Here is a 25,139-nt window from a genome sequence, read left to right as displayed (position 1 = left end):
AGAACCGGCTCAGGCGACGACGCGCCGGCCGATTACGAGCAACTCATTCTGCTTCACGCGCTCGACGGTAGGCGCGTCAATGGTAGACAGTCAACTTTGGTGAGTGCGCTGTCCCAGAATGTAAGATGCCTCGGCTGCAGTGCGAAGATGTAGAGGTGTCATCTCCTCAGCAGCCCGTGCCACCGGTGCCATCATCCCATACGCCCTCAGACGACCGACAGGTCATCCGGATTTCCCCACTCGCCCTGATGGCGTGCTTGTTCCTGTTGTTCTGCTTGAGCTTCCCGGTTCTCGGATGGCCGGCCGCGTTCGGCTGGACGCTGGTGATCCCGTTCCTGATCGGGGCCTGGGTCTTGCGCGTGCGGACCACCGTCGGCCCGGACGGCCTCGAGCTGCGCCGAGCCTTCTCTTCGCAGTCCATATCGTGGGATCAGATCAAGGGCTTCCGCTTCCCCAAACGCGGCTGGGCACGCGCCGAACTCCTCGACGGCAACGAGGTCTCCCTGCCCACCGTGACCTTCGGACGCCTGCCGCAACTCGCGTCGGCGAGTGGCGGCCGCATCACCGACCCGTACGCCGCAGCCCGCGAGGCACAGGCGGAGAAGTCTCGCGCCGAGGCCGCGGCGGCCGACGAGGCCGCCCAGTCCATCGAATCTCCGGGGGCCGCGAAGCCCGAGTCCGCCGGCGATTCGGAGCCGGATACCGACTAGCTCGCGCGCGGGGGTAGCGTCCAACCAGGATGTCTCTCGCTCCCACCGGAGATGACGAGGCTGCCACACCAGCCGAAATCGGGTCCAGCGACCAGCACCTTCACGGACCCACCAGTTCACGTATTACGCCGCGCTCGGCGAGCACAGCCCGCCGCCGAGAACCGCTGATCGACGAAGGAATTCGCCCATGCCCCCGCTGAGGTCACGCACCACCACCGTCGGACGCAACGCTGCCGGAGCCCGTTCGCTCTGGCGCGCAACCGGTATGACCGACTCCGACTTCGGTAAGCCGATCGTCGCGATCGCGAACTCCTACACGCAGTTCGTGCCCGGCCACGTTCACCTGAAGAACGTCGGCGAGATCGTCGCCGAGGCCGTCCGCGCAGCGGGTGGCGTGCCGCGCGAGTTCCACACCATCGCCGTCGACGACGGCATCGCGATGGGCCACGGCGGCATGCTCTACTCGCTGCCGAGCCGCGAGATCATCGCCGACTCCGTCGAGTACATGGTCAACGCGCACACCGCCGACGCCCTGGTGTGCATCTCGAACTGCGACAAGATCACCCCCGGCATGCTCAATGCCGCGATGCGCCTGAACATCCCGACGGTCTTCGTCTCCGGCGGCCCGATGGAGGCCGGCAAGGCCGTCGTCGTCGGCGGCGTCGCGCAGGCCCCCACCGACCTGATCACCGCGATCTCGGCGAGCGCCAACGACTCCGTGTCCGAGGAGGGCCTGGACGAGGTCGAGCGCAGCGCGTGCCCCACGTGCGGTTCGTGCTCGGGAATGTTCACCGCCAACTCGATGAACTGCCTCACCGAGGCACTCGGACTCGCACTGCCCGGTAACGGTTCCACGCTGGCCACCCACGAGGCGCGTCGCGCCCTCTTCAGCAAGGCCGGCACCACCGTCGTCGAGGCGGCGCTGCGCTACTACCGCGACGAGGACGAGTCGGTTCTGCCCCGGAACATCGCCTCCCCCAAGGCGTTCCGCAACGCGATGGCACTCGACGTCGCGATGGGCGGCTCCACCAACACGGTGCTGCACACCCTCGCGGCCGCGCAGGAAGGCGAGGTCGACTTCGACCTGAGCACCATCGACGAGATCAGCCGTCGCGTGCCGTGCCTGTCGAAGGTCTCCCCCAACTCGGACTACCACATGGAGGACGTCCACCGCGCCGGTGGCATCCCCGCTCTCCTCGGTGAACTGCGCCGCGCGAACCTACTCGAGACCGACGTCTCGACCGTCCACACCAAGAGCTTCGACGAGTGGCTCGACACGTGGGACATCCGCTCCGGCAAGGCGTCCGACGAAGCACTCGAGCTGTTCCACGCAGCCCCCGGCGGTGTGCGCACCACCGAGCCGTTCTCGACGAACAACCGCTGGTCCGCGCTCGACACCGACGCCGAGGGCGGCTGCATTCGCGACCTCGAGCACGCGTACACCGTCGAGGGCGGCCTGTGCGTGCTGCGCGGCAACATCGCCGTCGACGGCGCGATCCTCAAGACCGCGGGCATCGACGAGGAGCTGTTCTCGTTCCAGGGTCCGGCCGTCGTCGTCGAGTCTCAGGAGGCGGCGGTCTCGGTGATCCTCCAGAAGCAGATCAAGCCGGGCGACGTCATCGTCGTGCGTTACGAGGGCCCCAAGGGTGGTCCGGGCATGCAGGAGATGCTGCACCCCACTGCCTTCCTCAAGGGCGCCGGTCTCGGCAAGGTGTGTGCACTGGTCACCGACGGTCGCTTCTCGGGTGGCACGTCCGGCCTGTCGATCGGGCACATCTCCCCCGAGGCTGCGTCGGGCGGTGTGATCGGTCTGGTCGAGGACGGCGACCAGATCCGCATCGACGTCGCGACCCGCACCCTCGAGGTCCTCGTCGACGACGAGACGCTCGCGCAGCGCCGCGCCAAGATGGAGGCCTCCGAGCGCCCGTGGCAGCCGGTGGATCGTCAGCGCTCGGTCACCACCGCACTGCGCGCCTACGCGGCGCTGGCCACGTCGGCCGACAAGGGCGCCGTCCGCCACGTGCCGTAAGAGGTCCTGCCGCTCCGCTTTTCGCTGTGCCGCGTCCCCGATCGGGGGCGTGGCACAGCCGTTTCCGGAGCGGCAGATCTGTGGATACCGAGAAATCCACCCACAGATCGCGGATCGAGCACCGTCGACGGCTCCGGCGACGTCAGGCTCGATACATGGAATTCGACGGCACACCACTGGTGTTCAGGTCCGACGCACTCGGTCGCGGCTTCACCGACCACGAACTACGCGCGGCCCGACGGTCGCGGGAACTGCTCGCGGTCCGACCCGGGGCGTACGTCCGCGCCGCCGACCTCGCCCGACTCGATTCCGTCGCGCAACACAGACTGGCGGTCCTCGCCGCGGCGTCGGCGTGCCCGGATGCCGTCGTCAGCCACGTGTCGGCGGCGGTACTGCACGGGATCGCCGTGTGGGCCGTGCCGCTGCGGCGGGTGCACTCCACCCTCGACCGCGCCTCCGGCGGCAAGATCACCACTCGTCGACATGTGCACGTCGCACGGCTGCCCGCCGAGGTCATCGTCGTCGTGGACGGTGTGCCGGTCACAGCGCCCGCCCGAACGATCGTCGACCTCGCGCGGACGACGCCGTTCGAGAGCGCGGTGGTGTCGGGTGACAACGCGCTCGCCACCGGACTGGTGACGCCCGAGGATCTCGAGGACGCGCTCGTCCGGTGTCGTGGCCGACGCGGGGCGGCGCGGGCGGCCGCGTTCATGGACGGTCGGAGCGAGAGTGTCGGCGAATCCCGCAGCCGTGTACTGATCCACCGTGCCCGGCTGCCGGCGCCGGAACCACAGCGGGACCTGTTCGACGGCGATTCCTGGATCGGCCGTGTCGACTTCTGGTTCGAGGGCGAGCGCGCGGTCGGCGAGTTCGACGGGCTCGGCAAGTACGCCGAGCATCTGCGCCCCGGTCAGACCACCGAACAGGCGGTCATCGAGGAGAAGCTGCGCGAGGACCGGATCCGCACGGCCGGATACGGCGTCGCGCGATGGGGTTGGCGGGAGCTGAGCACACCCGAGGAGGTGGTGCGACGGCTGCGGCGCGCATTCGGCTGAGCCCGCCGCCGCTCCGGAAATGGTCGTGCCGCTCCCCCGATGGGACCAGCGGCACGACGAGAACCGGAGCGGCAGGCGTCAGATGACGGGGTTTGCCCCGTTGAGGAAGATCCACACGCCGACACCCACGGCCGCACCGAGGATCAGGATCACCGTCGATCCGACGTACGGGCGGGTGGCCCACTTGCGGCGGCCGTCCAGGGAGATCCGGCCCGGACCGGTCAGGATGATCGCGGCCGYGGCCGCACCGAGCACCGTCTCGTACTCGATGCCCTCGGGCGCGAAGTACTCGAGGCCGGGCACCATGGACTGTTTGAGGCACCACGCGTTGATCATCACGGCGACCACCGTGGCGGCCGCGATCGGAGTGAGCAGGCCGAGGATCAGCAGTGCACCGCCGGCCACCTCGCCGACCGCGCCGGCCACCGCAAGAACCCGCGCGTGGTCGAACCCGGAGTCCACCAGGATGTCCCGGTAGCCGCCGAGGCCCGGCCCGTTCCACCATCCGGTGAGCTTCTGCAGGCCGTGCGCGAGCAGCGTGCCGCCGACCACGAGTCGCAGGACCAGCAGACCGAGATCCAGCGTGCCGCGCCGGTTGTCCGCCCCGCCGTCCGAGCCCGGCATCGGCGGGACCGCGACCGGGGCGGCGACCGTCGACGCATCGCCGATCGGCTCCGACACGATCGGCTCGGACACGATCGGCGGGGACAGGGTCGGCGTCGGCACGGTGGCGTCGTCGCGCTGGATCACGGTGGTGGGCTGGTCCTCGATGCCGGTCGGCGCGGGAGCGGGGCGGAAGGCGGGAATCTGCTCCGTCGGCAGACTCGAGGCGCCCCTGTCGTCGAAGTCGAGGTCGTCGTCGGTGTGCGCCAACGGTCGGCTCCCCCGGTCGACGGACTGCGCGGCGAACCTCTCGGTCGGCTGATCGAACGGGCTCGGCGCGGACCCCGCGCCGGTGGACTCGGTGTGATCTTTCGACTTGTCAGTCACGCATGGCAGCCTAGGACGGTTCGTGGAGCTTGACCGGGTAGCGAGGCCCGGCGCGCCGGTCACACCGCGCCGCGTGGCGCACCCCGCCCGGGCTTCCGTAACGTCTGCACCATGACGAAGGGTGTACCGGGCCGGAAGGTTCGAGGGGCGGCCACGGCAGCCATCTGTTCGATCGCTGTGGTGGCGGCCGCCGGATGCGCGCGGTTCGACGACTCCACATCGTCGCCGTTCACCCCCGAGCCGACGTTCGGTTCCGGTGCGGAGGTGCAGCCTCGCGAACCGTCCGCACCCTCGTCGGTGCTGCCCGAGCCGTCGGTGCCGAACGACCCCTGCTTCGACCGCGACCCCAATGTCATTGCCACGTGCCTGGATGCGACCGGCGGGCTGGTGATGCTGCCCGACGGCGGCTCCGCATTGGTGGCGGAGCGTCGCACCGGGCGCATCGTGCGGGTGGCGCCGGGTGAGAAGCCGACCGAGTTCGCCAGGATCCCCGTCGATTCCGGATCCGACGGCGGCCTGCTCGACATCGCGCTGTCCCCCACGTACACCGAGGACAACCTCCTCTACGCCTACATCACGACGGGCAGTGACAACCGGGTGGTCCGCATCGCGCCCGGGGACACGCCCAAGGACGTCCTCACCGGAATTCCGCGCGGCGACGTCGGAAACGCCGGCGCACTGACGTTCTCGACGCCCGGAGAATTGATGGTCCTGACGGGCGACACCGGCAATCCCGCGGCCGCGGCCGATCCCGCGTCGCTCGCCGGAAAGCTGCTCGGTGTGACCGCGCTGTCCTCGACCCCGAATCCGCCACGGCCCGCCGTCGTACTGTCCGGGCTGGGTCGGGTGGGCGACGTGTGCGCGGATCCCGGTGGTGGCGTGTGGGTCACGGACCGTACAGCACTCGAGGATCGGATCCAGCGCGTCCGACCGGACGGAACCGTCGGGGCGCCCGCGTGGACGTGGCCGGACAAGCCCGGGGTCGCCGGATGCGCCGCCGCACGGGGCGCGGTCGCGGTCGCCCTGACCGACGCGCAGGCGATGGCGGTCCTGGCTACCGAGCACGACACCGGTGCCGTCACCTCGGCGCCGGCCCTGCTGGCGCAGAAGCTCTACGGCCGTCTCGGTGGGACGGTGATCAGCGGTGCCGGCGAGATCTGGGCGGCCACGGTGAACAAGTCCGGCGGGGAGCCCGGTCCCACCGACGATCGTGTCGTGAAGCTTCCGCTGCCGAGCGGTGGCGGCGGGACCGACTGACGCTCAGGCGCTCGCGGGTCTGGCCGTCTGCGGGTCTCGCCGATCTCCGTGCTCGCCCCGGTCGCCGCGTGCCAGCGCGCTCGCGAGCATCGGCAGCACCAGCACCGTGATGGCTCCGGCCGCGACGAGGATCGACGCCGTCGCATTGGACATCTCGCCCGCCGACACCGCGACGCCGGTGACTGCGACGATGAGCGGAAGACCCGTGGTCGAGTACAGCGCGATCTGGAGTTGCTCGCGGGTGTCGAAATTCGCGCCGGCCGGTCCCCGGTCGTAGCGCGACGCGACGAACACCGGGAGACCGCGGGCCACCAGCAGCAGGCCGAGGAAGGCGAGCAGGACCACCGGCTCGCCCGCCACCGCGGACACGTCGATCGCCATCCCGGACGTGACGAAGAAGATCGGGATCAGGAGCCCGAACGCCAGGCCCTCGAGTTTCGCCTCGAGCTGCTCGTTGCCGTCGGGCACCGCGCGTCGCAGGATGAACCCGGCCGCGAAGGCGCCGAGGATGACGTCGAGGTCGAACACCGCCGCGACGGCGATCAGCGCCACCAGCAGGAGCATCACCAGGCGAACCGTCGTCTGGGCCGTGGTGTCCGCGCCGCGGCGGATCACCGCGAGCAGGTCCGAGCCCTCGCGCAGGATCCTGGTCGGCAGCATCGCGACGACGACCGCCACCACCGCGAACGCCGCGAGCACGACGAGGGACATGATCGCGCCGCGGGCGCCGAGCAGCACGGCCATCGCGATCACCGGGCCGATCTCGCCGACAGCGCCGTGGTTGAGTACCGCCTTGCCGATCGGCGTCTCGACGAGCCCGCGATCCTTGAGGATCGGCAGCAGCGTGCCGAGTGCCGTCGACGTCAGCGCGATCGCCACGGCGATCTCCGAGTGCACCAGACCCGCCGCCCCCAACGCGGCGACGATCCCGAACGCGACGGCCAGGCACACCAGCCACGTGACGAGGGCGCGCCGACCGCCGCGGCCGGTCAGCTCCTCACGGTCCACCTCGTATCCGGCGAGGAGGAACAGCATGCCCAGTCCGAGTTCCCGCAGCATCTCGATCTCGCTGCCGGCGTCGGCAAGTTCGAGCACGTAGGGACCGATCACGATCCCGGCCACGAGCAGCAGCACGACCTCGGGCACGAGCTTGCGGGGCAGTGATCCGGCGACCAACGGCGCGACCACGGCCGCGACGGCGATCCAGAACAGTGAGGTGGCGACGGCGGCGTCCATGCGCCGCTACATTACTGCCCGATCAGCTGCACGCCGCGATGACGAGCTCCTTGACGCGCGCCGGGTCGGCCTGCCCGCGAGTTGCCTTCATCACGTCGCCGACAATCTTGCCGGCCGCCGCGACCTTGCCGCTGCGGATCTTGTCGGCGATGTCGGGGTTCGCGGCCAGGGCCTCGTCGACCGCGGCCTGCAGCTTGCTGTCGTCACGCACGACCACGAGCTCCGGGTGCGCGGCGAGGATCTGTGCCGGATCGCCCTCACCGTCGAGCACGTAGTCGACGACCTTGCGGGCGAGCTTGTTGGTGAGCTTGCCCTCGGCGACGAACCCGATGACCTCGGCGACCTGCGCGGGCGTGATGGGCAGCGCGGTGAGCTCGACGCTCCGGGTGTTGGCCTGCTGGCTCAGGTAGGCGACCCACCACGAGCGGGCCTCGGACGCGGGCGCGCCGGCCTCGGTCGTCGCGATCACCAGGTCGAGTGCGCCGGCGTTGACGAGGTCGCGCATCTCCTCGTCCGAGACACCCCACTCCTGCTGGATGCGCGCGCGGCGCAGCCACGGCAGCTCGGGCAGCGTGCCGCGGAGTTCCTCGACCCAATCGGCGTCAGGCGCGACGGGCTCGAGGTCGGGCTCGGGGAAGTAGCGGTAGTCCTCGGCGGTCTCCTTGCGGCGACCGGCGGACGTGGTGCCGTCGGCCTCCTGGAAGTGCCGCGTCTCCTGGATGATCTCGCCACCGGAGACGAGGACGGCGGCCTGACGGCGCATCTCGTGGCGGACTGCGACCTCGACGCTCTTGAGCGAGTTGACGTTCTTGGTCTCGGTGCGGGTGCCGAACACCTCGGCGCCGATCGGCATCAGCGAGACGTTCGCGTCGCAGCGCAGCGAGCCCTGGTCCATGCGGACGTCGGAGACATCGAGGGCCTTGAGCAGATCACGCAGGGCGGCGACATACGCGCGGGCCACCTCGGGCGCGCGCTCACCTGCACCGGTGATGGGCTTGGTCACGATCTCCACGAGCGGGACGCCGGCGCGGTTGTAGTCCAGCAGCGAGTGGCTCGCACCGTGGATTCGGCCGGTGGCGCCACCGACGTGCAGCGACTTACCGGTGTCCTCCTCCATGTGCGCGCGCTCGATGTCGACACGCCACGTGCTGCCGTCGTCGAGCACCACGTCGAGGTAGCCCTCGGTCGCGATGGGCTCGTCGTACTGCGAGATCTGGTAGTTCTTCGGCTGGTCCGGGTAGAAGTAGTTCTTCCGCGCGAACCGGCCCCACGGGGTGATCGAGCAGTTCAGCGCCAGGCCGATGCGGATCGCGGACTCGACGGCGGCCTGATTGACCACCGGCAACGCTCCGGGCATGCCGAGGCACACGGGGCACACCTGGGTGTTGGGCTCGGCACCGAACTCGGTGGGGCACGGGCAGAACATCTTGGTCTTGGTGTGCAGCTCGACGTGCACTTCCATGCCCAATACGGGCTCGAACTTCGCGAGGACGGCGTCATAGTCGAGAAGGTCAGCGGACACGGCGGCAGTCATGGCCATGAGTTTATGCGCCCCGTCACCCGAAGAACGCGGCCGCCTCCCGGTAGCGCTCGACGGGCACGGTCTTGAGCTGTTTGGTCGCCTCCGACAGCGGCACCAACTCGATGTTCGTGCCGTGCAGCGCCACCATCTGACCGAACTGGTTGCTGTGGGCGGCGTCGGTCGCGTGGACGCCGAATCGGGTCGCGAGGACCCGGTCGTACGGGGTCGGCGTCCCGCCGCGCTGCACGTGCCCGAGCACCGTCGTGCGCACCTCCTTGCCGATGCGGTGTTCGATCTCGACGGCCAACTGCTGCGCGACACCGGTGAAGATCTTGTGTCCGTACTCGTCGATGCCGCCCTCGCGGAGCGTCATCGACGCCGGGTCGGGCGAGGCCCCCTCCGCGACCACGCAGATGAAGTGCGAGTCGCCGCGCTGGAAGCGCTTCTTGACCAGCGCGCACACCTCGTCGACGTCGAACGGCTCCTCGGGCACCAGCGTCAGATGCGCGCCCGACGCCATGCCGGACTGCAACGCGATCCAGCCCGCGTGCCGGCCCATCACCTCGACGAGCATCACCCGCTGGTGTGATTCGGCGGTGGTGTGCAGCCGGTCGATCGCGTCGGTGGCGATGGTCAAGGCGGTGTCGAAGCCGAACGTGACGTCGGTGCAGTCGATGTCGTTGTCGATCGTCTTGGGCACCCCGACGACGGGGACACCGCTGTCGGCGAGCCAGCTCGCGGCGGTGAGCGTGCCCTCGCCGCCGATCGGGATCAGCACGTCGATGCCGTTGTCGTCGAGGGTCTGTTTGATCCGGTCGAGGCCGTCGTGCAGTTTCTGCGGGTTCACCCGCGCGGTGCCGAGGATGGTGCCGCCGCGCGCGAGGATCCGGTCAATGCGGTCCTCGTTGCGCATCTGCATCTTGCGGTCCTCGAGCAGACCCCGCCAGCCGTCCTGGAACCCGACGACGGTACTGCCGTAGCGCGCGTCCGCAGTGCGCACGACAGCGCGGATGACGGCGTTCAATCCGGGGCAGTCGCCGCCCCCGGTCAGGATTCCGATGCGCATCACGGCCCCTCTCGGCCATCGCGGAGCAGAGCGGTCCCTTCTCATCTTGCCGCGCCCGCGCCGATCAGGCACGCCGAGTCGATCAACCGGGCGTGACCAGTCCCGTTTCGTAGGCGAGGACGACGGCCTGCGCACGATCCCGCAGCGACAGCTTCGCCAGCACCTTCCCGACGTGCGTCTTGACGGTCTGCTCCGCAACGAACAGGCGTTCGGCGATCTCGGTGTTCGACAGCCCGGCCGCGATGAGTTCGAGGACCTCACGCTCGCGCGGCGTGAGCGACTCCAACCGAGTGTTCCGCGGGCGCGGCGCCGAACGCCGACGGGTGACGTCCGCGATGAGACGACGCGTGACGCTCGGCGCGAGCAGCGCCTCACCGGCCGCGACCACCCGCACCGCCCGGATCAGCTCCTCGGCCGGCGCATCCTTGAGCATGAACCCGCTCGCCCCCAGCCCGAGGGCCTCATAGACGTACTCGTCGATGTCGAACGTTGTGAGCATCAACACCCGAACCGGATGTTCCGTTGTGGCGGAAAGGATTTCACGTGCCGCGTCGAGACCGTTCATCTCCGGCATCCGCACGTCCATCAGCACCACATCGGGGCGCAGGCGCTTGACCTCGCTGACGGCGACCCGCCCGTCCGGCGCGTCACCGATGACACTGATGTCCGGCTGTGCACCGAGCAGCGCGCCGAAACCCTGCCTTACCATCGCCTGGTCGTCCGCAATGAATACCGTGATCGCCACCGTGACAGACTAGGCGGCCGGCCCGGCCGGGGTGCCGGCCACAACCGGGACACTCCCCGGAATATGGGCCCGGACCTCGAATCCCCCGCCGTCGAGTGCGCGGGTGTCGAGTGTGCCGCCGACGGCGCGGGCACGATCCCGCATGCCGGCGATCCCGCTGCCACCCGACGACTCGGGACGCGGTTCGGCTCCCACCGCGGGACCGTTCGTCACGACGAGCGACGTAACGGCGGGCGAGAAGTCGACGACGACCTCCACGTGCGCGCCCGGACAGTGCCGGCTGGCATTGGCCAGCGACTCCTGCAGGATCCGGTACACCGTCAGCCCCGTCGTCTCGGAGATCGCGGACGGCTCCCCGGAGATGCTGCGCGACAGCGACATACCGGCACGGACGCTGCCGTCGAGCAGTTCCTCGATCTGCGCGACGCCGGGCTGCGGGGCCCGCTCGGTGGTGTCCCCGTCGCTGCGCAGCACGCCGAGCAGGCCTCGGATCTCGTTGAGCGCCTCCCGCGCGGTGGCACCGATGGATTCGAACTCCGCCCTCGCCTCGTCGGACACCGAGTCCAGCCGATACGGCGCGCTCTGCGCCTGCACCACGACCATCGACATGTGGTGGGCGACGACGTCGTGCAGGTCACGGGCGATCCGCGCCTTCTCCTCGAGGATCGCGCGGCGGGCTCGTTCGAGTTCGCTGGTCTGCTCCTGGGCGGCGAGCTGGCGCCGCGAGATCACCAGCCAGCGGATCAGCAGCCCGAACAGCACGAGGACCGTGAGACCCACCGCCCAGCCGCGCCCGTCCTGGCCCGGCGTGTCGGCGAGGAAGAGCAGCGTCGTCGCGCCCCACGCGACCGCGACCACCGGGATCGGCGACCGCAGGCTCACCGCCAGCAGCAGCGCCATCAGCACCATCACGTGGACCACCTGCCACGGGAAGTCGTAGTCGTCGGCGCGCTGGTACACCACCGGGATCACCAGCGCGCCCGCCGCCGAGATGGCCCATCCCAGCGCCGGATTAGCCCGGATCAGCAGGAGCGGCAGCGCGGCGAGCCCTCCGATCAGCGGCTGCACGCCGGCGGGCACATGGTGCGTCACGTGGAGCGTGGGCCACGCGATCGCGTACAGCACCGCGGTCACGAACAGCACCACCAGGTCCAATCGCTGCCCCGTGCTCATCCGCTTCAGGCGCGGGGCCGCGGCCGAGACCGCGCCCTGTGCCGCACGGTCGAGTGCACGATTTCGTTTCCTCACACCCGGAAACACTAGGAACCGGGACTCGAAATGTCCTCATACCCAGGGGTGAGATGCGACTGGCTCCGGGGTATCAGGCGCCGGTCGCGATCACTCCCGCGACGTGCCACGGTTCGGCACCGCGGGGTGATGTCGCAGGGTAGCGCCCATTTCTAGCGTCGTTTGTCATGCGAACTACGAGATGGATCGGATCCGTCCTCGCCGTGGCGATCGGCGGGATGACRCTCACCGGGACGGTGTCGGCCCCCACCGCCGACGCGCACTCCCCGGCACGGGAGAACCGAGCGGCCGCGGCCGCCGTGACGTTGCTGACCACCGACGACCACGCCCTCGCCGCGTCCGCGATTCCCGACGACTTCGCCGCCGTCATGGGATATCGGCCGACGGTGATCGACGGCACGGTCGTCAATCCACTCGGCGCGTGCTCGTCGCCGATACCGCTGCCTGCCGAGTTCGACACGGCCTGCAAGGCACACGATCTGGGGTACGACCTGCTGCGTTACGCACACCGCGGCGGCGGCGACCTCGGGGCCTGGGCGCGCACCGAACTGGACGCGCAACTCGACCGACGGATGCACGCGGCGTGCGACGCCCGGGCTGCAGACCGGACGTCCTGCTTCGCGATGGCGAACACCGCGACGGCCGCCGTGGGGATGAACTCGATGCGTCAGGGGTTCGGCGCACCGGTCGACGAACCGTGGATCCGGTACGGCCTGGGTGGGCTGCTCGGCGCCCTCGGAGCGCTGCTCGTGACCCTGACTCTGCGGAGGATCAGGCCGATGCTCGGCCTTGTCGCTCCCAGCCCGGCGGTGGCGGCATGAGCGCGATCCCCGGCGCGCATGCCGGGAGCGCCCGATTCGCGGTCACCGTTGCGTTGCCGCGGGTGAGCACGTCGGTGGCCATCGCCACCGGAGCCGTCGCCTCGCTGGCGCCGTCGCTACTCCCCCGAACCCCTGTCGCGCAGGGCGTGTTCACCGGAATTCTGGTGGCGCTGTGCTGGGGCGTGGCCGCACTCCTCCGACGGCCGCGACCGGCCGGCGGCAGCCACACGCACGACGCCGCCCGGGCCGGCGCAGCCGTGCTGGCAGGCCTGATCCTCGCGTGGTCGGTGGCGTCGGCAGACCACTGGCAGAACGCGCTCCGCTCGGCGATGAGCCTGCCCGCGATCGGTCCGGGACACTGGGCGCAGGTCGCGTTCTGGGCGGTCGCGGTGTGTCTCGTACTGTTCGGTCTCACCCGGGGATGCGTCACGCTCGCGCGACGCCTGGGATGGGTGCGCTGCGTCGGCCTGCTGGTGGCGATCGTCCCCCTCGCGAGCCTGATCGCGGTACCGCGGGCGGCTTCGGCTGCAGCGCAGCATTTTCGGACCACCAGCTCGGTCATCGACACCAGTCTCGTTGCAAACGAACAAAACTCGATCGTTCCATGGAAGACGCTCGGCGCGGAGGGCCGGCGGTTCGTGGCCGGCGTATCCGATCCGCGGGCCGTCCGCACGTATGTCGGGCTCGACTCGGCGCCCGACGTCGCCGCCCGGGCCGCGCTCGCGGTGGACGAGCTCGACCGCACGGGCGCGTTCTCCCGATCGCACGTCGTGGTCGCCGTCCCGACGGGTTCGGGATGGATCGACGGCGAGGCCGCCCGCGGTATCGAGCGCAGGTTCGCCGGCGACGTCGCGACCGTCGGCATGCAGTACTCGTACGCGCCCAGCTGGGCGACGTTCCTGTTCGGCCGGGCCGACGCGGAGGAATCTGCGCGGACACTGTTCGCGGCGGTGTCGACACGGATCGCCGAACTGCCCGCCGATGCCCGGCCCGCGCTGCACGTGTACGGCCAGAGTCTCGGGTCGGTGGGCGGCAGCGCGATCTTCGACGACGCCGACGACCAGCGGGCGCGCGCGTGCAGCGTTCTGTGGGCCGGACCCCCGGCCGGGGCGGTGCGCACCGACGGTGCGACGGTGCTCGCGAACAGTTCCGATCCGGTGGTGTGGTGGTCACCGTCGCTGCTGACCCGGGCACCCGACCTCGGCGACGTCCGCGTCGACGCACCTGTGCCGCAATGGATTCCCGGTATCAGCTTCCTGCAGACCGGCGTGGACATGCTGTTCGCGCTCGACGCTCCCACCGGGCACGGGCACCGGTACGGCGCCGATCAGGGACTACGGATGCCGGACTGCGCCTGATCCGAAGACGCCCACGACCGGCGGTGTGCGCTTACCGTGGACACATGACCCCACAGAAGGAGACGGACGCGGCCCGCGAGATCCTGCGGGACAACTTCGAGCGCATCCGGGAACTCGTGGTCGAGGTGTGCGCCGGCCTGACACCCGAGATGTCCGACTACCGGCCGGGGCCGAACGCCAACTCGATCGCGTGGCTGATCTGGCACCTGACCCGGGTCCAGGACGATCACGTGAGCGACATCGCCGACGTGGAGCAGGCCTGGACGTCCCGGGGTTGGCGGGAGCGGTTCGCCCTGCCGTTCCCGGCCGGCGACGTCGGCTACGGGCACAGCAGCGCCGACGTCGGCATCGTGCACGCGGACGCCCGATTGCTCGCCGACTATCACGGCGACGTGCACCTGGCGACACTCGAGTACATCGACGAACTCACCGCCGACGAGCTGGACCGGATCGTCGATCGCCGCTGGGATCCGCCCGTGACCGTCTCGGTGCGCCTCGTCAGTGTGATCGGCGACTGCCTGCAGCATCTGGGGCAGGCCGCGTACGTGCGGGGGCTGTTCGAGGCGCGGTGATCCGGAAGTCGCGGCGGTCGGGGCGTCGGGTCCGGCGCCGGTAGGCCGTGACCGTGCCCGGCCAGTTGGTGGTGATCTTGCCCGACGCGGTGCGATACCAGCTGCTGCACAGGCTCCACACCGAGTCGGCGAGCTTGCGTTGGATGCGGTCGTCGAATCGGCGCTCGACACCGGCGTCCACCTCGACCGCACACCCCGGCTGCTCGACGAGCCACTCGACGAGTCCGGCGATGTGCCGGGCCTGGGACTCGAGCATGTACACGATCGATCCCGAGCCGAGGTTCGTGTTGGGACCGTACATCAGGAACAGGTTGGGGAACCCGGCCGTCGTGACGCCGAGATACGCGTGGGCGCCGTCGGACCAGGCGTCGTCCAGACTCCGTCCGGCGCGTCCGCGAATCTTCATAGGCGCGAGGAATTCCGTTGCGGCGAAACCGGTCCCGTAGATGATCACGTCGGCCGGGTGCAGGGTTCCGTCGACCGTCCGCACACCGTCGGGTTCGATGCGGTCGATGGCGCCGACGACGACGTCGACGCTGCCGCGCGTCAGTGCCGGGTAGTACTCGTCCGACAACAGCATCCGCTTGCAGCCGGGCTCGTAGTCCGGCGTCAGTGCCGCCCGTAGCGCCGGATCGGTGACCTGCTTGCGCAGGTGCCTGCGCGCCAGTGCGCCCGCGATGCCGCCGCGCCACCTGGTGTCGAGCAGGCCGACGGTGAGCAACTCGAATATCCCCCAGGTGACGAGGCGTTCGCCCCGCAACGTCGCCGGCACCGACCGGAAGATCCGGTGATGCCGGTCCCCGTACACACGATCGGGTTTCGGGAGGATCCACGGCGCCGATCGCTGGAACAGCGTCAGCCGGCCCACGTCGGCGGCGATCGCCGGCACGAACTGGACCGCGCTGGCACCGGTGCCGATCACCGCGACGCGTCGGCCCGCCAGATCGACGTCGTGGTTCCACTCGGCCGAGTGGAAGGCGGGCCCGGCGAACGTCTCGCGTCCCGGAATGTCGGGCAGCGCCGGGCGCGACAACTGGCCGACCGCGGTGACGAGGACGTCGGACTCGACGATCTCACCATCGGCGGTCCGCACCGACCACCGGTTGACGTGCTCGTCGAACTCGGCCTCGATGACCGTGACCCCGAACCGGATCAGCGGCCGCAACTGATGCCGCTCGGCGATGTCGCGCAGGTACGCCAGGATGTCGGGCTGCTCCGAGAACCGCCGCGACCATTCGGGATTGGGCTCCGACGAGATCGAATACAGCGGCGACGGCACGTCGCACGCCGCGCCGGGATACGTGTTGACGCGCCACACACCGCCGACGTCGTCGCCCTTCTCCAGGATCGTGATGTCCGTGAGCCCGGCACGACGCAACTCGAGCGCCATTGCGATTCCGCCGAATCCGGCGCCGATGATCGTGATCGACGGCTTTCCCACTTCGATCCTCCTGGCATCCCGCACACATCCTGCTGCCCCGGAGCCTAGTCCCCCACGACAGCGAACAGCCCGGATCCGAATGTCCGGATCCGGGCTGTTGCCGAACGCGTTCGGTGACGCGCCGGGCGTCAGCTCACGGGCGACGCGATCGGCCCGCGGGCGGCCTCGTAGGCCGCGCCGACGCGGTACAGGCGCTCGTCGGCCAGAGCCGGGGCCATGATCTGCAGACCGACGGGCAGGCCGTCATCCGCGGACACACCCGACGGAACCGACATCGCGCAGTGGCCCGCCAGGTTGGTCGGCAGGGTGCACAGGTCGGACAGGTACATCGCGAGCGGGTCGTCGACCTTCTCGCCCAGCTTCCACGGCGTGAACGGGCTGGTCGGCGAGACCAGCACGTCGACCTTCTCGTACGCGGCGTCGAAGTCACGCGCGATCAGCGTGCGGACCTTGAGCGCCGAACCGTAGTAGGCGTCGTAGTAGCCCGACGACAGCGCGTAGGTGCCGATCATGATGCGGCGCTTGACTTCCTTGCCGAAGCCGGCAGCGCGGGTCGCGGCCATGACCTGCTCGGCGCTCATGTCGCCGTCGTCGACCCGCAGGCCGTACCGCATGGCGTCGAAGCGCGCGAGGTTGGACGACACCTCGCTGGGCAGCACCAGGTAGTACGAGGCCAGCGCGTACTCGAAGTTGGGGCACGAGACCTCGACGACCTCGGCACCGAGGGCCGTCAACTGCTCGACCGCGGCGTCGAACGACGAGATGACGCCCGGCTGGTAGCTGTCGGAGTGCAGTTCCTTGACGACGCCGACGCGCACGCCCTTCAGGTCGCCGGTCGCGCCCTGGCGGGCCGCCTCGACGACGGGGCGGACGGGCTCGTTCAGCGACGTGGAGTCACGCGGGTCGTACCCGGCGATCACCTCGTGCAGCAGCGCGGTGTCGAGGACGGTGCGGCCGCACGGGCCACCCTGGTCGAGCGACGACGCGCAGGCGACGAGACCGAAGCGCGAGACGGTGCCGTACGTGGGCTTGGTGCCGACGGTCGCGGTGACCGCGGCGGGCTGCCGGATGGAGCCGCCGGTGTCGGTGCCGATCGCGAGCGGGGCCTGGTACGACGCGAGCGCCGCGGCCGAGCCGCCGCCCGAGCCACCCGGGATCCGCGTGGTGTCCCACGGGTTGCGGGTGGGCCCGTACGCGGAGTTCTCGGTGGACGAGCCCATCGCGAACTCGTCCATGTTGGTCTTGCCCAGGATCGGGATCCCGGCCTTGCGCAGCTTGGTGGTGAGCGTCGCGTCGTACGGCGACACCCAACCCTCGAGGATCTTCGACGCGCACGTGGTCGGCATGTCGGTGGTGGTGAAGACGTCCTTGAGCGCGATCGGCACGCCCGCGAGCGCCGACGACGGCGCCTCACCGGCAGCGAGAGCGGAGTCGACCTCCTTGGCCGCGACCAGCGCCTGCTCGCCCGCAATGTGCAGGAACGCGTGCAGTTCGCCGTCCACCTGACCGATCCGGTCGAGGTGTGCCTGCGTGGCCTCCACCGACGAGATCTCGCGCGAGTGGATCTTCGACGCCAGCTCCGAGGCGTCGAGACGAGTCAGATCGGTGCTCATTCGCCCTCTCCCAGGATCTGCGGAACGGCGAACCGATCCTGTTCGACGGCCGGCGCACCCGACAGCGCCTGCTCGGGCGTCAGCCCCGGCACGATGACGTCCGGCCGCGTCACGTTCGCGATCGGATTGGGGTTCGCGGTGGGCGGGACATCATCTGCCGCGACCTCGGACACCGCCTTCACGTGGCTGAGAATCGAATCCAGCTGACCGGCGAACTCGTCGAGTTCTGCGTCGGTCAGGGCAAGCCGGGACAGCCGGGCGAGGTGGGCGACCTCGTCACGGGAGATGGCAGGCACCTTCGGTGACCCCTTTCAGGTCGAAGTGAACGTTCCCGACCAGCCTAGAGCGTGGCCGGATCGGTCGTGCAGCCCGTCACCCCAGCGGACGCGAGCCCGGGGTGAAAGGATAGGGAACGGCGGGGGTGCGCACTGTGTCCCGTCTTCGGCGTCGGACCCGGCACCGAACGAACGGAAAGGCAGCACGTGTCCTACCTGCTCCGCGTCCAACTCCCCGACCGACCCGGCAGCCTCGGCGCACTCGCCGTCGCACTCGGCTCGGTGGGAGCGGACATCCTCTCGCTCGACGTCGTCGAGCGAGGATCCGGATTCGCCGTCGACGACCTGGTGGTCGACGTCGAGGCCGGGTCACTGCCGGACACTCTGATCACCGCGGCGGAGAAGCTCCCCGACGTCCGGGTCGACTCCATCCGCCCCTACTCCGGCATCCTCGACACCCACCGCGAGCTGGAGTTGATCGACCACGTCGCCACCGCGCACTCCGACCGCCTGCAGGTCCTCGTCGACGGGGCGCCGCGGGTGCTGCGGGTCGGCTGGTCCACCGTCATGGACATCGGCCCGCACGGCTCGTTCCGTGTCGTCGGTAGCCCGGGCGCACCCGAGACCCACGCCGGCGACGCGCCCTGGATGCCACTGAAGAAGGCCACGGTCCTCGACGGCAACGACGACTGGGTGCCGCAGGTGTGGCGCGACATGGACACCACCCTCGCGGCCGCCCCGCTCGGCAGCACCGGCCGGGCACTGCTACTCGGGCGCCCCGGCGGACCGGAGTTCCGCCCGTCGGAGGTGGCGCGACTGGGCTACCTCGCCGGCATCGTCGCCACCGTCCTGGGCTGACGTCAGACGAGTTCGCGCACCAGCGCGGTCAGCTCCATGCCGGGGATCGGTTCCCAGTTGCGCTCGGGCGCGGGAACGAAACCGTTGCGGTCGTATATGCGTCGCGCGTCGACCATGTCGGGCTGCGTGGAGATGACGACCGCGCGGTCGCCGCGGTCGTACGCGACGTCGAGCACGTGGCGCACCAGCGCGGAGCCGACGCCCTTGCCGCGCGCCGACGCCGCGACCGCGAGCATGCGGAACTCGAGTTCACCCTTCTCGGCGACGTCCGCGAACGGCGACTCCGGCTCGGCGATTGTCACCGAGCCGACGATCTCGCCGTCGACCAGCGCCACCACGACATCGGCCTGGTCGGCACGGGTCGCGGTGTCGCGCAGTCGCTCCGCGTACATGTCGCTGTCCGATACGAAACCACCGTCGATGTAGACGTCGGCAGTGAGCTCGCCGACAGTGTCGTAGTCGGCAGGTGTGACGGGCCGGATATCGATCATGGCGTCACTATGTCAGCCACTGGCCGCCGTCAGAAAACCGATTCAGATGCCCCGAGCGGCGCAAATGAGACACGCGCCACATTTGGGACGGTCTGCGATCGAGGCCGCCACTGCCCCGGCCGACGCCGCGACTCCGGGTGCACGCCCGCCCCCGAACTATTCCGACCAGCATCGATGGCGCGAAGTTCACCATGCGCACACTCGGCGGTCCGTCGCGAATTTCCGGCCGTCGGAATTCCACCGAAAACGACACCACGTCGTAGCGTGGCGTTCATCACGTAGACAAGCGCGGCGCGACAGTGTGAATGTTCCTGTCGCGCTGTGCTTCTGCCACGAAACGTCGGATGCCGTCCGGTCCGTTTTCGAGCAGACGGCGGAATCCTGCCTCGTCGAGGATCGGCACACCGAGTTCCTCTGCCTTGGCCGCCTTGGAACCGGGGGCGTCGCCGATCACGACGAACGCCGTCTTCTTCGACACCGAACCGGCGGCCTTGCCGCCGCGGATCAGGATCGCTTCCTTCGCCTCGTCCCGGGAGAACCCCTCGAGCGAACCGGTGACGACGATCGACAGGCCCTCGAGGCTGCGCACGATCGACTCGTCACGCTCGTCCTCCATCGACACCCCCGCCGCGCGCCATTTCTCGACGATGTCCCGGTGCCAGTCGACGGCGAACCATTCGACGACGGCCGCCGCGATGGTGCCGCCCACCCCGTCCACCGCCGCCAGTTCGTCGACACCGGCGTTCTCGATGCGCTCCAGGCTGCCGAACTCGCCCGCCAGCGCCCGCGCCGCCGTCGGGCCGACGTGCCGGATGGACAGCGCGACCAGCACGCGCCACAGCGGTTGCTGCTTGGCCGAGCCGAGGTTGTCGAGCAGGCGCCGGCCGTTCGCCGACAGCTTCCCCGCCTTGGTGCGGAACAGCGACGCCTGCATCAGGTCGTCCTCGGTGAGCGAGAACAGGTCGCCCTCGTCGCGGATGACGCCGGCCTGCAGCAGCGCCGTGGCCGCCTCGTACCCGAGGACCTCGATGTCGAACGCGCCTCGGCCCGCGACGTGGAACACGCGCTCGCGCAACTGCGCCGGGCACGAACGCTGGTTGGGGCAGCGGATGTCCGCATCGCCCTCCTTGGCCGGGGCGAGCGTCGTGCCGCACTCGGGGCACTCGGTGGGCATGACGAACTCGGTCTCGGTGCCGTCGCGCACGTCGACGACCGGGCCCAGCACCTCGGGGATCACCTCTCCGGCCTTGCGGATCACGACGGTGTCGCCGATCAGCACGCCCTTGCGCTTGACCTCGGAGCCGTTGTGCAGCGTCGCCAGCGCGACCGTCGAACCGGCCACCAGGACCGGCTCCATGTACGCGAACGGGGTGACCCGGCCGGTGCGGCCGACACTGACCCGGATGTCGAGGAGTTTGGTGGTGGCCTCCTCCGGCGGGTACTTGTACGCGACCGCCCAGCGGGGCGCGCGCGACGTGGAACCGAGGCGGCGGTGCAGGGCCATCTCGTCGACCTTGACGACCAGACCGTCGATCTCGTGCTCGACGTCGTGGCGGTGCTCGTCCCAGTACTGCACCTTCTCGACCACCGCGTCGATGCCGACCACGCGCGACGTGTGCGACGACACCGGCAGCCCCCACGCCGCGAGTGCGGTGTAGGCGTCGTACTGGCCGACCGGGTCGAAGCCCTCGGTGCGGCCGAGCCCGTGACAGATCATGCCGAGCCGCCGCCGTGCGGTGACGGCCGGATTCTTCTGCCGCAGCGAGCCGGCCGCCGAGTTGCGCGGATTCGCGAAGGGCGCCTTGCCTTCCTGGACCAGGGACGCGTTGAGGGCCGCGAAGTCCTCGAGCCGGAAGAACACCTCGCCGCGCACCTCGAGCAGCGCGGGAATCGGGTATTCGTCACTGGGCGTGAGAGTTTCGGGGATGTCGGCGATGGTGCGCGCATTGAGCGTGACGTCCTCGCCGGTGCGACCGTCACCGCGGGTGGCCGCGCGGACCAGCTTACCGTTCTCGTACACCAGATTGAGCGCGACGCCGTCGATCTTCACCTCGCACAGGTAGTGCAGATCAGGACCGGTCTCGACTTCTACACGCCCGGCCCAGGTGCGTAGTTCGTCGTAGTCGAAGACGTTGTCGAGGCTGAGCATCCGCTCGAGATGGTCGACGGCCTTGAACTCGGTCGCGAACCCGCCGCCGACGAGCTGCGTGGGCGAGTCCGCCGTCCGCAGGTCCGGGTGGCGTTCCTCGAGCGCGTTCAGCTGCCCGAACAGTGCGTCGAACTCGCCGTCGGAGACGACCGGCGAGTCGAGCACGTAGTAGCGGAACTGGTGGTTGCGGACCACCTCGGCCAACTCCTGCCAGCGTTCGCGATCCTCGGCACTCGCAGGCTCCACCGCGGCGTCGGACGGGCTGGTCATTGCGGTAGCGGCTTCGTTCTGGTCCACCTGGGAAGGTTATCGCAGCCAGCTGACAGTTTTCGCGGCCGCAAACTCCCGTTCAGGCCATGGCGGACGGGTCGGCACCGTCGGCGAAGGCGCGGGTCAGCTCGTTCGCCGACCGCAGGGCCGTGCGGGCCCAGTCCGCGTCCGCGCCCGCCAGACCGCACGCCGGGGTCACCGTCACGCGCGACGACAGCAACTCACGCGCGAAGCCCAGGCGATCGAGCAGACGGGTCGCCGGCTCGGCCAGGTCCCGCCAGCCCGGTGTGCGTTCGGGCGCGGTGGTGGGCACCAGGCCCAGCGCCAGGTCGATTCCCGCGTCGAGCAGTTCGCCGATGCCGTCGAGGTCCGCGGTGCGCAGCGTGGTCACGTCGAGGCCCACCATCGACGCACCACTGCGATGCAGCAGACCGAGGGGGGCGTCGGCGGCGCAGCAGTGCACCAGCACGGGCGCGCCGACCCGCTCGATCGCCGACTGCAGCAGTGCCAGGGCCTCCGGTTCGGGCAGCGCACGCGGGGTCTGCAGGATCGACACTCCGGACAGCAAACCCGCGAGGACCGCGGGCAGTCCGGGCTCGTCGAACTGGACCACGACCGGTGAACCGAGGCGCCGCGCCGTGTCCGCGACATGGGCCGCGACACCCTCCGCGAGCGATTCGGTGAGATCGCGCAGCGCACCCCGATCGGTGAGCACCCGGTGCCCGGCGTGCAGTTCCAGTTGCGATGCGAGCGTCAGCGGGCCGACGGCCTGCACCTTCACCGGCTGGTCGGTGCCCCGGCGTCCCGCCAGCTCCCACGCCTCCTCGAGGGCATCGAGGTCGCGGGCCAGCAGGTCGCGGGCGGTGCGGGTGGCCGCGCCGACCCGTTGCGTGAGGCGGTAGCCGGTCGTGGAGGTGTCGAGCGGCATGGAGATCAGCAGCGCCGCGGCGCGGCCGATCATGTCGGCCCCGATGCCGCGGGCCGGAAGTTCCACCAGGTGTGGCAGGGCGGGCAGTTCGCCGACGACGATCTCGGCGGCCGCCCGCGGATCGGTCCCGGGCCAGGAGCCGACGCCCGTCGCGACGCCGACGGGAACGCGGGCGCCCGTCACGGACGGTCCGCGGAGGTTCCCGAGATGGTGCCGCTGCCGATGACCACGTCCCCGTCCTCGTCCGGGTGGTACAGGACCACGGCCTGCCCCTTCGCGACACCGGTGAGCGGTTCCGACAACTGCACCGAGATCCCGCCGTCGACTTCCTCGGCCACCGCGCGGGCGGTGCCACCGTGGGCACGCACCTGAACGACGCACTCGATCGGACCCTCGGGCGCCTGCCCGGACGTCCAGATCGCGCGCTCGGCGGAGATGGTCCACACCTTGAGCCGCTCGGCCGAACCGACCCGGACCGTACCGGTTTCGGGCTCGATCGACGTCACGTAGCGGGGCTGACCGTCCGCGGCCGGGCCCTTCACACCGAGCCCCTTGCGCTGACCGATGGTGAACCCGTGGACGCCGTCGTGCTCGGCGAGGACCTCACCGGAGTCGGCGTCGACGACCGCGCCGGGACGGATCCCGATCTTGGCGCCGAGGAACGCGCGGGTGTCACCGGACGGGATGAAGCAGATGTCGTGGCTGTCGGGCTTGTTCGCCACGGCGAGGCCGCGCTCGGCGGCCTCCTCGCGGATCTGCTCCTTGGGGGTGTCGCCGACCGGGAACATGGCCCGCGACAACTGCTCCGAGGTGAGCACCGCGAGCACGTAGGACTGGTCCTTGTCGGCGTCGACGGCGCGGCGCAGGACGCCGTCCTCGAGCCGCGCGTAGTGACCGGTCGCGACGGCGTCGAAGCCCAGCGCGATCGCGCGGTCCGCGAGCGCCGCGAACTTGATCTTCTCGTTGCATCGCAGGCACGGGTTGGGGGTCTCCCCCGCCGCGTACGCCTCCACGAAGTCGTCGATCACGTCTTCCTTGAAGCGCTCCGCGAAATCCCAGACGTAGAAAGGGATTCCGAGCACATCCGCCGCACGCTTGGCGTCGCCCGCGTCCTCCTTGGAGCAGCAGCCACGCGACCCGGTCCGCAGTGTGCCCGGCGCCGTCGACAGTGCGAGGTGAACACCGACCACGTCGTGGCCGGCCGCCACCGCACGGGCCGCCGCGACCGCGGAGTCCACGCCGCCGCTCATCGCTGCCAGAACTCGCATCTACCGATTCCCTCCGTGTGTTCCCCGAGCGCCGGCACTCGCCAGTCCGGCGGCGCGGGCACGCTCGATCACCTGCGGCAGCGCCGACAACAACGCCTCGACGTCCCGCTCGGTCGACGTGTGCCCCAACGAGAATCGCAGTGATCCACGCGCGAGGACGGGGTCGACGCCCATCGCGGTCAGCACGTGACTCGCGCTCGCGACGCCGGCCGTGCACGCCGAACCCGTGGAGCACTCGACGCCGGCGACGTCGAGCAGCATCAGCAGCGAGTCGCCCTCACAGCCGGGAAAAGTGAAGTGCGCGTTACCCGGAAGCCGCCCGGCACCGGTGGCGCCGTTGAGGATCGCATCGGGGACCGCGCGCCGGACGCCGTCGATCAGGCTGTCCCGCAGGGCCGCCAGCTCGGCGCCGCGCACGTCCATGTCGGCGGTCGTGATCTGCAGCGCGGACGCCAGTCCGACGATCGACGCGGTGTCCTGGGTTCCGGAGCGCAGGTCGCGTTCGTGCCCGCCGCCGTGCAGCAGCGGCACACACGACACCTGCCGGCCCAGCAGCAGGGCGCCGACGCCCTGGGGGCCGCCGAACTTGTGCCCGGCGATGCTCAGCGCCGACAGGCCGCTCGCTGCGAAGTCGACCGGCAGATGCGCCGCGGCCTGCACCGCGTCGCTGTGGATCGGGACGCCGAACTCTGCGGCGACGGCCGCGATCTGCGCGATCGGGTTGATCGTGCCGATCTCGTTGTTGGCCCACATGACGGTGACGAGGGCCGTCTCGTCGGCGTGCACCGACAGCTCGGCCCGCACGACGTCGGGGTCGACGGCACCGTCCGCATCCACGGGCAGCCACGTCACGTGGGCTCCCTCGTGGGCCACGAGCCACTCGACGGCGTCCAACACGGCGTGGTGCTCGACGGCACTGGCGAGGATGCGGGTGCGTTTGGGGTCGGCGTCGCGGCGGGCCCAGTAGATGCCCTTGACGGCGAGGTTGTCGCTCTCGGTACCACCGGAGGTGAAGATCACCTCGGACGGCCGGGCCCCGAGGCAGGCGGCGATGGACTCGCGGGACTCCTCGATCCGGCGCCGGGCCGACCGACCCGATCCGTGCAGTGACGAGGCGTTACCCACCGTGGCGAAGACCTCGGTCATCGCCTCGATCGTTGCCGGATACATGGGTGTGGTCGCGGCGTGGTCGAGGTAGACCGCTGAGCTGGTGGCAGACGAGATCATGACTCGACAA

At 70.1% G+C, this 25,139-nt stretch carries 22 protein-coding genes; 8 read left to right on the top strand and 14 right to left on the bottom strand.

What is annotated here, in order from left to right; genetic code table 11:
• Window positions 1-176: 176 nt before the first annotated feature.
• The 3 genes from AB4Z09_RS12295 (at window position 177) to AB4Z09_RS12285 (ending at window position 3,794) form a co-directional block, all read left to right on the top strand.
• Window positions 177-710, top strand: a complete 534-nt coding sequence (locus AB4Z09_RS12295) for a PH domain-containing protein (RefSeq protein WP_442239813.1) — start codon at window positions 177-179, stop codon at window positions 708-710.
• Between the two features lie 187 nt (window positions 711-897).
• Window positions 898-2,739: a dihydroxy-acid dehydratase gene (gene ilvD / locus AB4Z09_RS12290; protein WP_174911663.1), complete on the top strand. Its 1,842-nt coding sequence runs from the start codon at window positions 898-900 to the stop codon at window positions 2,737-2,739.
• A 155-nt stretch (window positions 2,740-2,894) separates the two neighbouring features.
• The gene (locus tag AB4Z09_RS12285) at window positions 2,895-3,794 is read left to right on the top strand and encodes a hypothetical protein (protein WP_442239808.1); all 900 of its coding nucleotides are present in this window, start codon (window positions 2,895-2,897) and stop codon (window positions 3,792-3,794) included.
• A 78-nt stretch (window positions 3,795-3,872) separates the two neighbouring features.
• On the opposite strand, the gene AB4Z09_RS12280 is transcribed toward AB4Z09_RS12285, so the two are convergent.
• Window positions 3,873-4,784, bottom strand: coding sequence for a DoxX family protein (locus AB4Z09_RS12280; RefSeq protein WP_442239807.1), 912 nt, complete (start codon window positions 4,782-4,784; stop codon window positions 3,873-3,875).
• A gap of 111 nt (window positions 4,785-4,895) precedes the next feature.
• Between AB4Z09_RS12280 and AB4Z09_RS12275 the strand changes: the two genes are divergently transcribed.
• Window positions 4,896-6,041 (top strand): PQQ-dependent sugar dehydrogenase, encoded by a 1,146-nt coding sequence (locus AB4Z09_RS12275; RefSeq protein ID WP_174911666.1) that lies wholly within the window; start codon window positions 4,896-4,898, stop codon window positions 6,039-6,041.
• Between the two features lie 3 nt (window positions 6,042-6,044).
• On the opposite strand, the gene AB4Z09_RS12270 is transcribed toward AB4Z09_RS12275, so the two are convergent.
• The 5 genes from AB4Z09_RS12270 to AB4Z09_RS12250 form a co-directional block, all read right to left on the bottom strand.
• A complete protein-coding gene (locus AB4Z09_RS12270) occupies window positions 6,045-7,277 on the bottom strand; it encodes a cation:proton antiporter (RefSeq protein ID WP_174911668.1) in 1,233 nt (410 codons plus the stop codon).
• Between the two features lie 22 nt (window positions 7,278-7,299).
• Complete coding sequence (gene gatB / locus AB4Z09_RS12265; protein WP_174911671.1) at window positions 7,300-8,811, bottom strand: Asp-tRNA(Asn)/Glu-tRNA(Gln) amidotransferase subunit GatB; 1,512 nt, start codon at window positions 8,809-8,811, stop codon at window positions 7,300-7,302.
• 22 nt (window positions 8,812-8,833) lie between these two features.
• Window positions 8,834-9,865, bottom strand: coding sequence for an ATP-dependent 6-phosphofructokinase (locus tag AB4Z09_RS12260; RefSeq protein WP_442239806.1), 1,032 nt, complete (start codon window positions 9,863-9,865; stop codon window positions 8,834-8,836).
• Window positions 9,866-9,947: 82 nt separating this feature from the next.
• Window positions 9,948-10,610 (bottom strand): response regulator, encoded by a 663-nt coding sequence (locus AB4Z09_RS12255; RefSeq protein ID WP_114722520.1) that lies wholly within the window; start codon window positions 10,608-10,610, stop codon window positions 9,948-9,950.
• Window positions 10,611-10,619: 9 nt separating this feature from the next.
• Window positions 10,620-11,783, bottom strand: a complete 1,164-nt coding sequence (locus AB4Z09_RS12250) for a sensor histidine kinase (RefSeq protein ID WP_114722605.1) — start codon at window positions 11,781-11,783, stop codon at window positions 10,620-10,622.
• A 242-nt stretch (window positions 11,784-12,025) separates the two neighbouring features.
• On the opposite strand from AB4Z09_RS12250, the gene AB4Z09_RS12245 reads away from it, so the two are divergent.
• Genes AB4Z09_RS12245 through AB4Z09_RS12235 form a run of 3 tightly spaced genes read left to right on the top strand, consistent with a single transcriptional unit; the run spans window position 12,026 to window position 14,609 of the window.
• A complete protein-coding gene (locus tag AB4Z09_RS12245) occupies window positions 12,026-12,679 on the top strand; it encodes a hypothetical protein (RefSeq protein WP_442239805.1) in 654 nt (217 codons plus the stop codon).
• A complete protein-coding gene (locus AB4Z09_RS12240; protein WP_442239804.1) occupies window positions 12,676-14,037 on the top strand; it encodes an alpha/beta-hydrolase family protein in 1,362 nt (453 codons plus the stop codon). Before AB4Z09_RS12245 ends, AB4Z09_RS12240 begins: the two co-directional genes overlap by 4 nt.
• A gap of 44 nt (window positions 14,038-14,081) precedes the next feature.
• Window positions 14,082-14,609, top strand: a complete 528-nt coding sequence (locus tag AB4Z09_RS12235) for a mycothiol transferase (protein WP_174911683.1) — start codon at window positions 14,082-14,084, stop codon at window positions 14,607-14,609.
• Here AB4Z09_RS12235 and AB4Z09_RS12230 read toward each other — a convergent pair.
• From AB4Z09_RS12230 to gatC, 3 genes are all read right to left on the bottom strand, one after another.
• The gene (locus tag AB4Z09_RS12230) at window positions 14,536-16,050 is read right to left on the bottom strand and encodes a flavin-containing monooxygenase (protein ID WP_442239803.1); all 1,515 of its coding nucleotides are present in this window, start codon (window positions 16,048-16,050) and stop codon (window positions 14,536-14,538) included. The two genes, AB4Z09_RS12235 and AB4Z09_RS12230, sit on opposite strands and share 74 nt — an antisense overlap.
• A gap of 128 nt (window positions 16,051-16,178) precedes the next feature.
• Window positions 16,179-17,663: an Asp-tRNA(Asn)/Glu-tRNA(Gln) amidotransferase subunit GatA gene (gene gatA, locus AB4Z09_RS12225; RefSeq protein ID WP_442239802.1), complete on the bottom strand. Its 1,485-nt coding sequence runs from the start codon at window positions 17,661-17,663 to the stop codon at window positions 16,179-16,181.
• Entirely contained in the window at window positions 17,660-17,959 is a 300-nt protein-coding gene (gatC, locus tag AB4Z09_RS12220; RefSeq protein ID WP_031938977.1) for an Asp-tRNA(Asn)/Glu-tRNA(Gln) amidotransferase subunit GatC, read from the bottom strand. Before gatC ends, gatA begins: the two co-directional genes overlap by 4 nt.
• A 186-nt stretch (window positions 17,960-18,145) precedes the next feature.
• Here gatC and AB4Z09_RS12215 point away from each other — a divergent pair, with 186 nt between their 5' ends.
• Entirely contained in the window at window positions 18,146-18,796 is a 651-nt protein-coding gene (locus AB4Z09_RS12215; RefSeq protein WP_114722526.1) for an ACT domain-containing protein, read from the top strand.
• Window positions 18,797-18,798: 2 nt separating this feature from the next.
• On the opposite strand, the gene AB4Z09_RS12210 is transcribed toward AB4Z09_RS12215, so the two are convergent.
• The 5 genes from AB4Z09_RS12210 to AB4Z09_RS12190 form a co-directional block, all read right to left on the bottom strand.
• Window positions 18,799-19,287, bottom strand: a complete 489-nt coding sequence (locus tag AB4Z09_RS12210) for a GNAT family N-acetyltransferase (RefSeq protein WP_114722527.1) — start codon at window positions 19,285-19,287, stop codon at window positions 18,799-18,801.
• A gap of 274 nt (window positions 19,288-19,561) precedes the next feature.
• Window positions 19,562-21,706: an NAD-dependent DNA ligase LigA gene (ligA, locus tag AB4Z09_RS12205; protein WP_254623014.1), complete on the bottom strand. Its 2,145-nt coding sequence runs from the start codon at window positions 21,704-21,706 to the stop codon at window positions 19,562-19,564.
• Between the two features lie 79 nt (window positions 21,707-21,785).
• Window positions 21,786-22,817 carry a methionine synthase gene (locus AB4Z09_RS12200; protein WP_174911691.1) on the bottom strand — a complete coding sequence of 344 codons (1,032 nt, stop codon included), beginning with the start codon at window positions 22,815-22,817 and terminating at the stop codon, window positions 21,786-21,788.
• A complete protein-coding gene (gene mnmA, locus AB4Z09_RS12195; RefSeq protein ID WP_174911695.1) occupies window positions 22,814-23,902 on the bottom strand; it encodes a tRNA 2-thiouridine(34) synthase MnmA in 1,089 nt (362 codons plus the stop codon). Before mnmA ends, AB4Z09_RS12200 begins: the two co-directional genes overlap by 4 nt.
• Complete coding sequence (locus tag AB4Z09_RS12190; protein ID WP_174911698.1) at window positions 23,903-25,129, bottom strand: cysteine desulfurase family protein; 1,227 nt, start codon at window positions 25,127-25,129, stop codon at window positions 23,903-23,905.
• Window positions 25,130-25,139 lie beyond the last annotated feature (10 nt).

The organism is Rhodococcus sp. TAF43, from assembly GCF_052113525.1.
In the GTDB taxonomy this organism is placed as follows: domain Bacteria; phylum Actinomycetota; class Actinomycetes; order Mycobacteriales; family Mycobacteriaceae; genus Prescottella.
The sequence above is the reverse complement of the archived record's forward strand: the minus strand, read 5'-3'. Positions and strand labels throughout refer to the sequence as shown.

Bases quoted from the DNA above. Each gene is read 5' to 3' on its own strand.
- ilvD (WP_174911663.1), top strand. From the start codon at position 898: ATGCCCCCGCTGAGGTCACGCACCACCACCGTCGGACGCAACGCTGCC.
- AB4Z09_RS12285 (WP_442239808.1), top strand. From the start codon at position 2,895: ATGGAATTCGACGGCACACCACTGGTGTTCAGGTCCGACGCACTCGGT.
- AB4Z09_RS12275 (WP_174911666.1), top strand. From the start codon at position 4,896: ATGACGAAGGGTGTACCGGGCCGGAAGGTTCGAGGGGCGGCCACGGCA.
- AB4Z09_RS12270 (WP_174911668.1), bottom strand. From the start codon at position 7,277: ATGGACGCCGCCGTCGCCACCTCACTGTTCTGGATCGCCGTCGCGGCC.
- gatB (WP_174911671.1), bottom strand. From the start codon at position 8,811: ATGACTGCCGCCGTGTCCGCTGACCTTCTCGACTATGACGCCGTCCTC.
- AB4Z09_RS12260 (WP_442239806.1), bottom strand. From the start codon at position 9,865: ATGCGCATCGGAATCCTGACCGGGGGCGGCGACTGCCCCGGATTGAAC.
- AB4Z09_RS12250 (WP_114722605.1), bottom strand. From the start codon at position 11,783: ATGAGCACGGGGCAGCGATTGGACCTGGTGGTGCTGTTCGTGACCGCG.
- AB4Z09_RS12240 (WP_442239804.1), top strand. From the start codon at position 12,676: ATGAGCGCGATCCCCGGCGCGCATGCCGGGAGCGCCCGATTCGCGGTC.
- AB4Z09_RS12235 (WP_174911683.1), top strand. From the start codon at position 14,082: ATGACCCCACAGAAGGAGACGGACGCGGCCCGCGAGATCCTGCGGGAC.
- gatA (WP_442239802.1), bottom strand. From the start codon at position 17,663: ATGAGCACCGATCTGACTCGTCTCGACGCCTCGGAGCTGGCGTCGAAG.
- AB4Z09_RS12210 (WP_114722527.1), bottom strand. From the start codon at position 19,287: ATGATCGATATCCGGCCCGTCACACCTGCCGACTACGACACTGTCGGC.
- ligA (WP_254623014.1), bottom strand. From the start codon at position 21,706: ATGACCAGCCCGTCCGACGCCGCGGTGGAGCCTGCGAGTGCCGAGGAT.
- mnmA (WP_174911695.1), bottom strand. From the start codon at position 23,902: ATGCGAGTTCTGGCAGCGATGAGCGGCGGCGTGGACTCCGCGGTCGCG.
- AB4Z09_RS12190 (WP_174911698.1), bottom strand. From the start codon at position 25,129: ATGATCTCGTCTGCCACCAGCTCAGCGGTCTACCTCGACCACGCCGCG.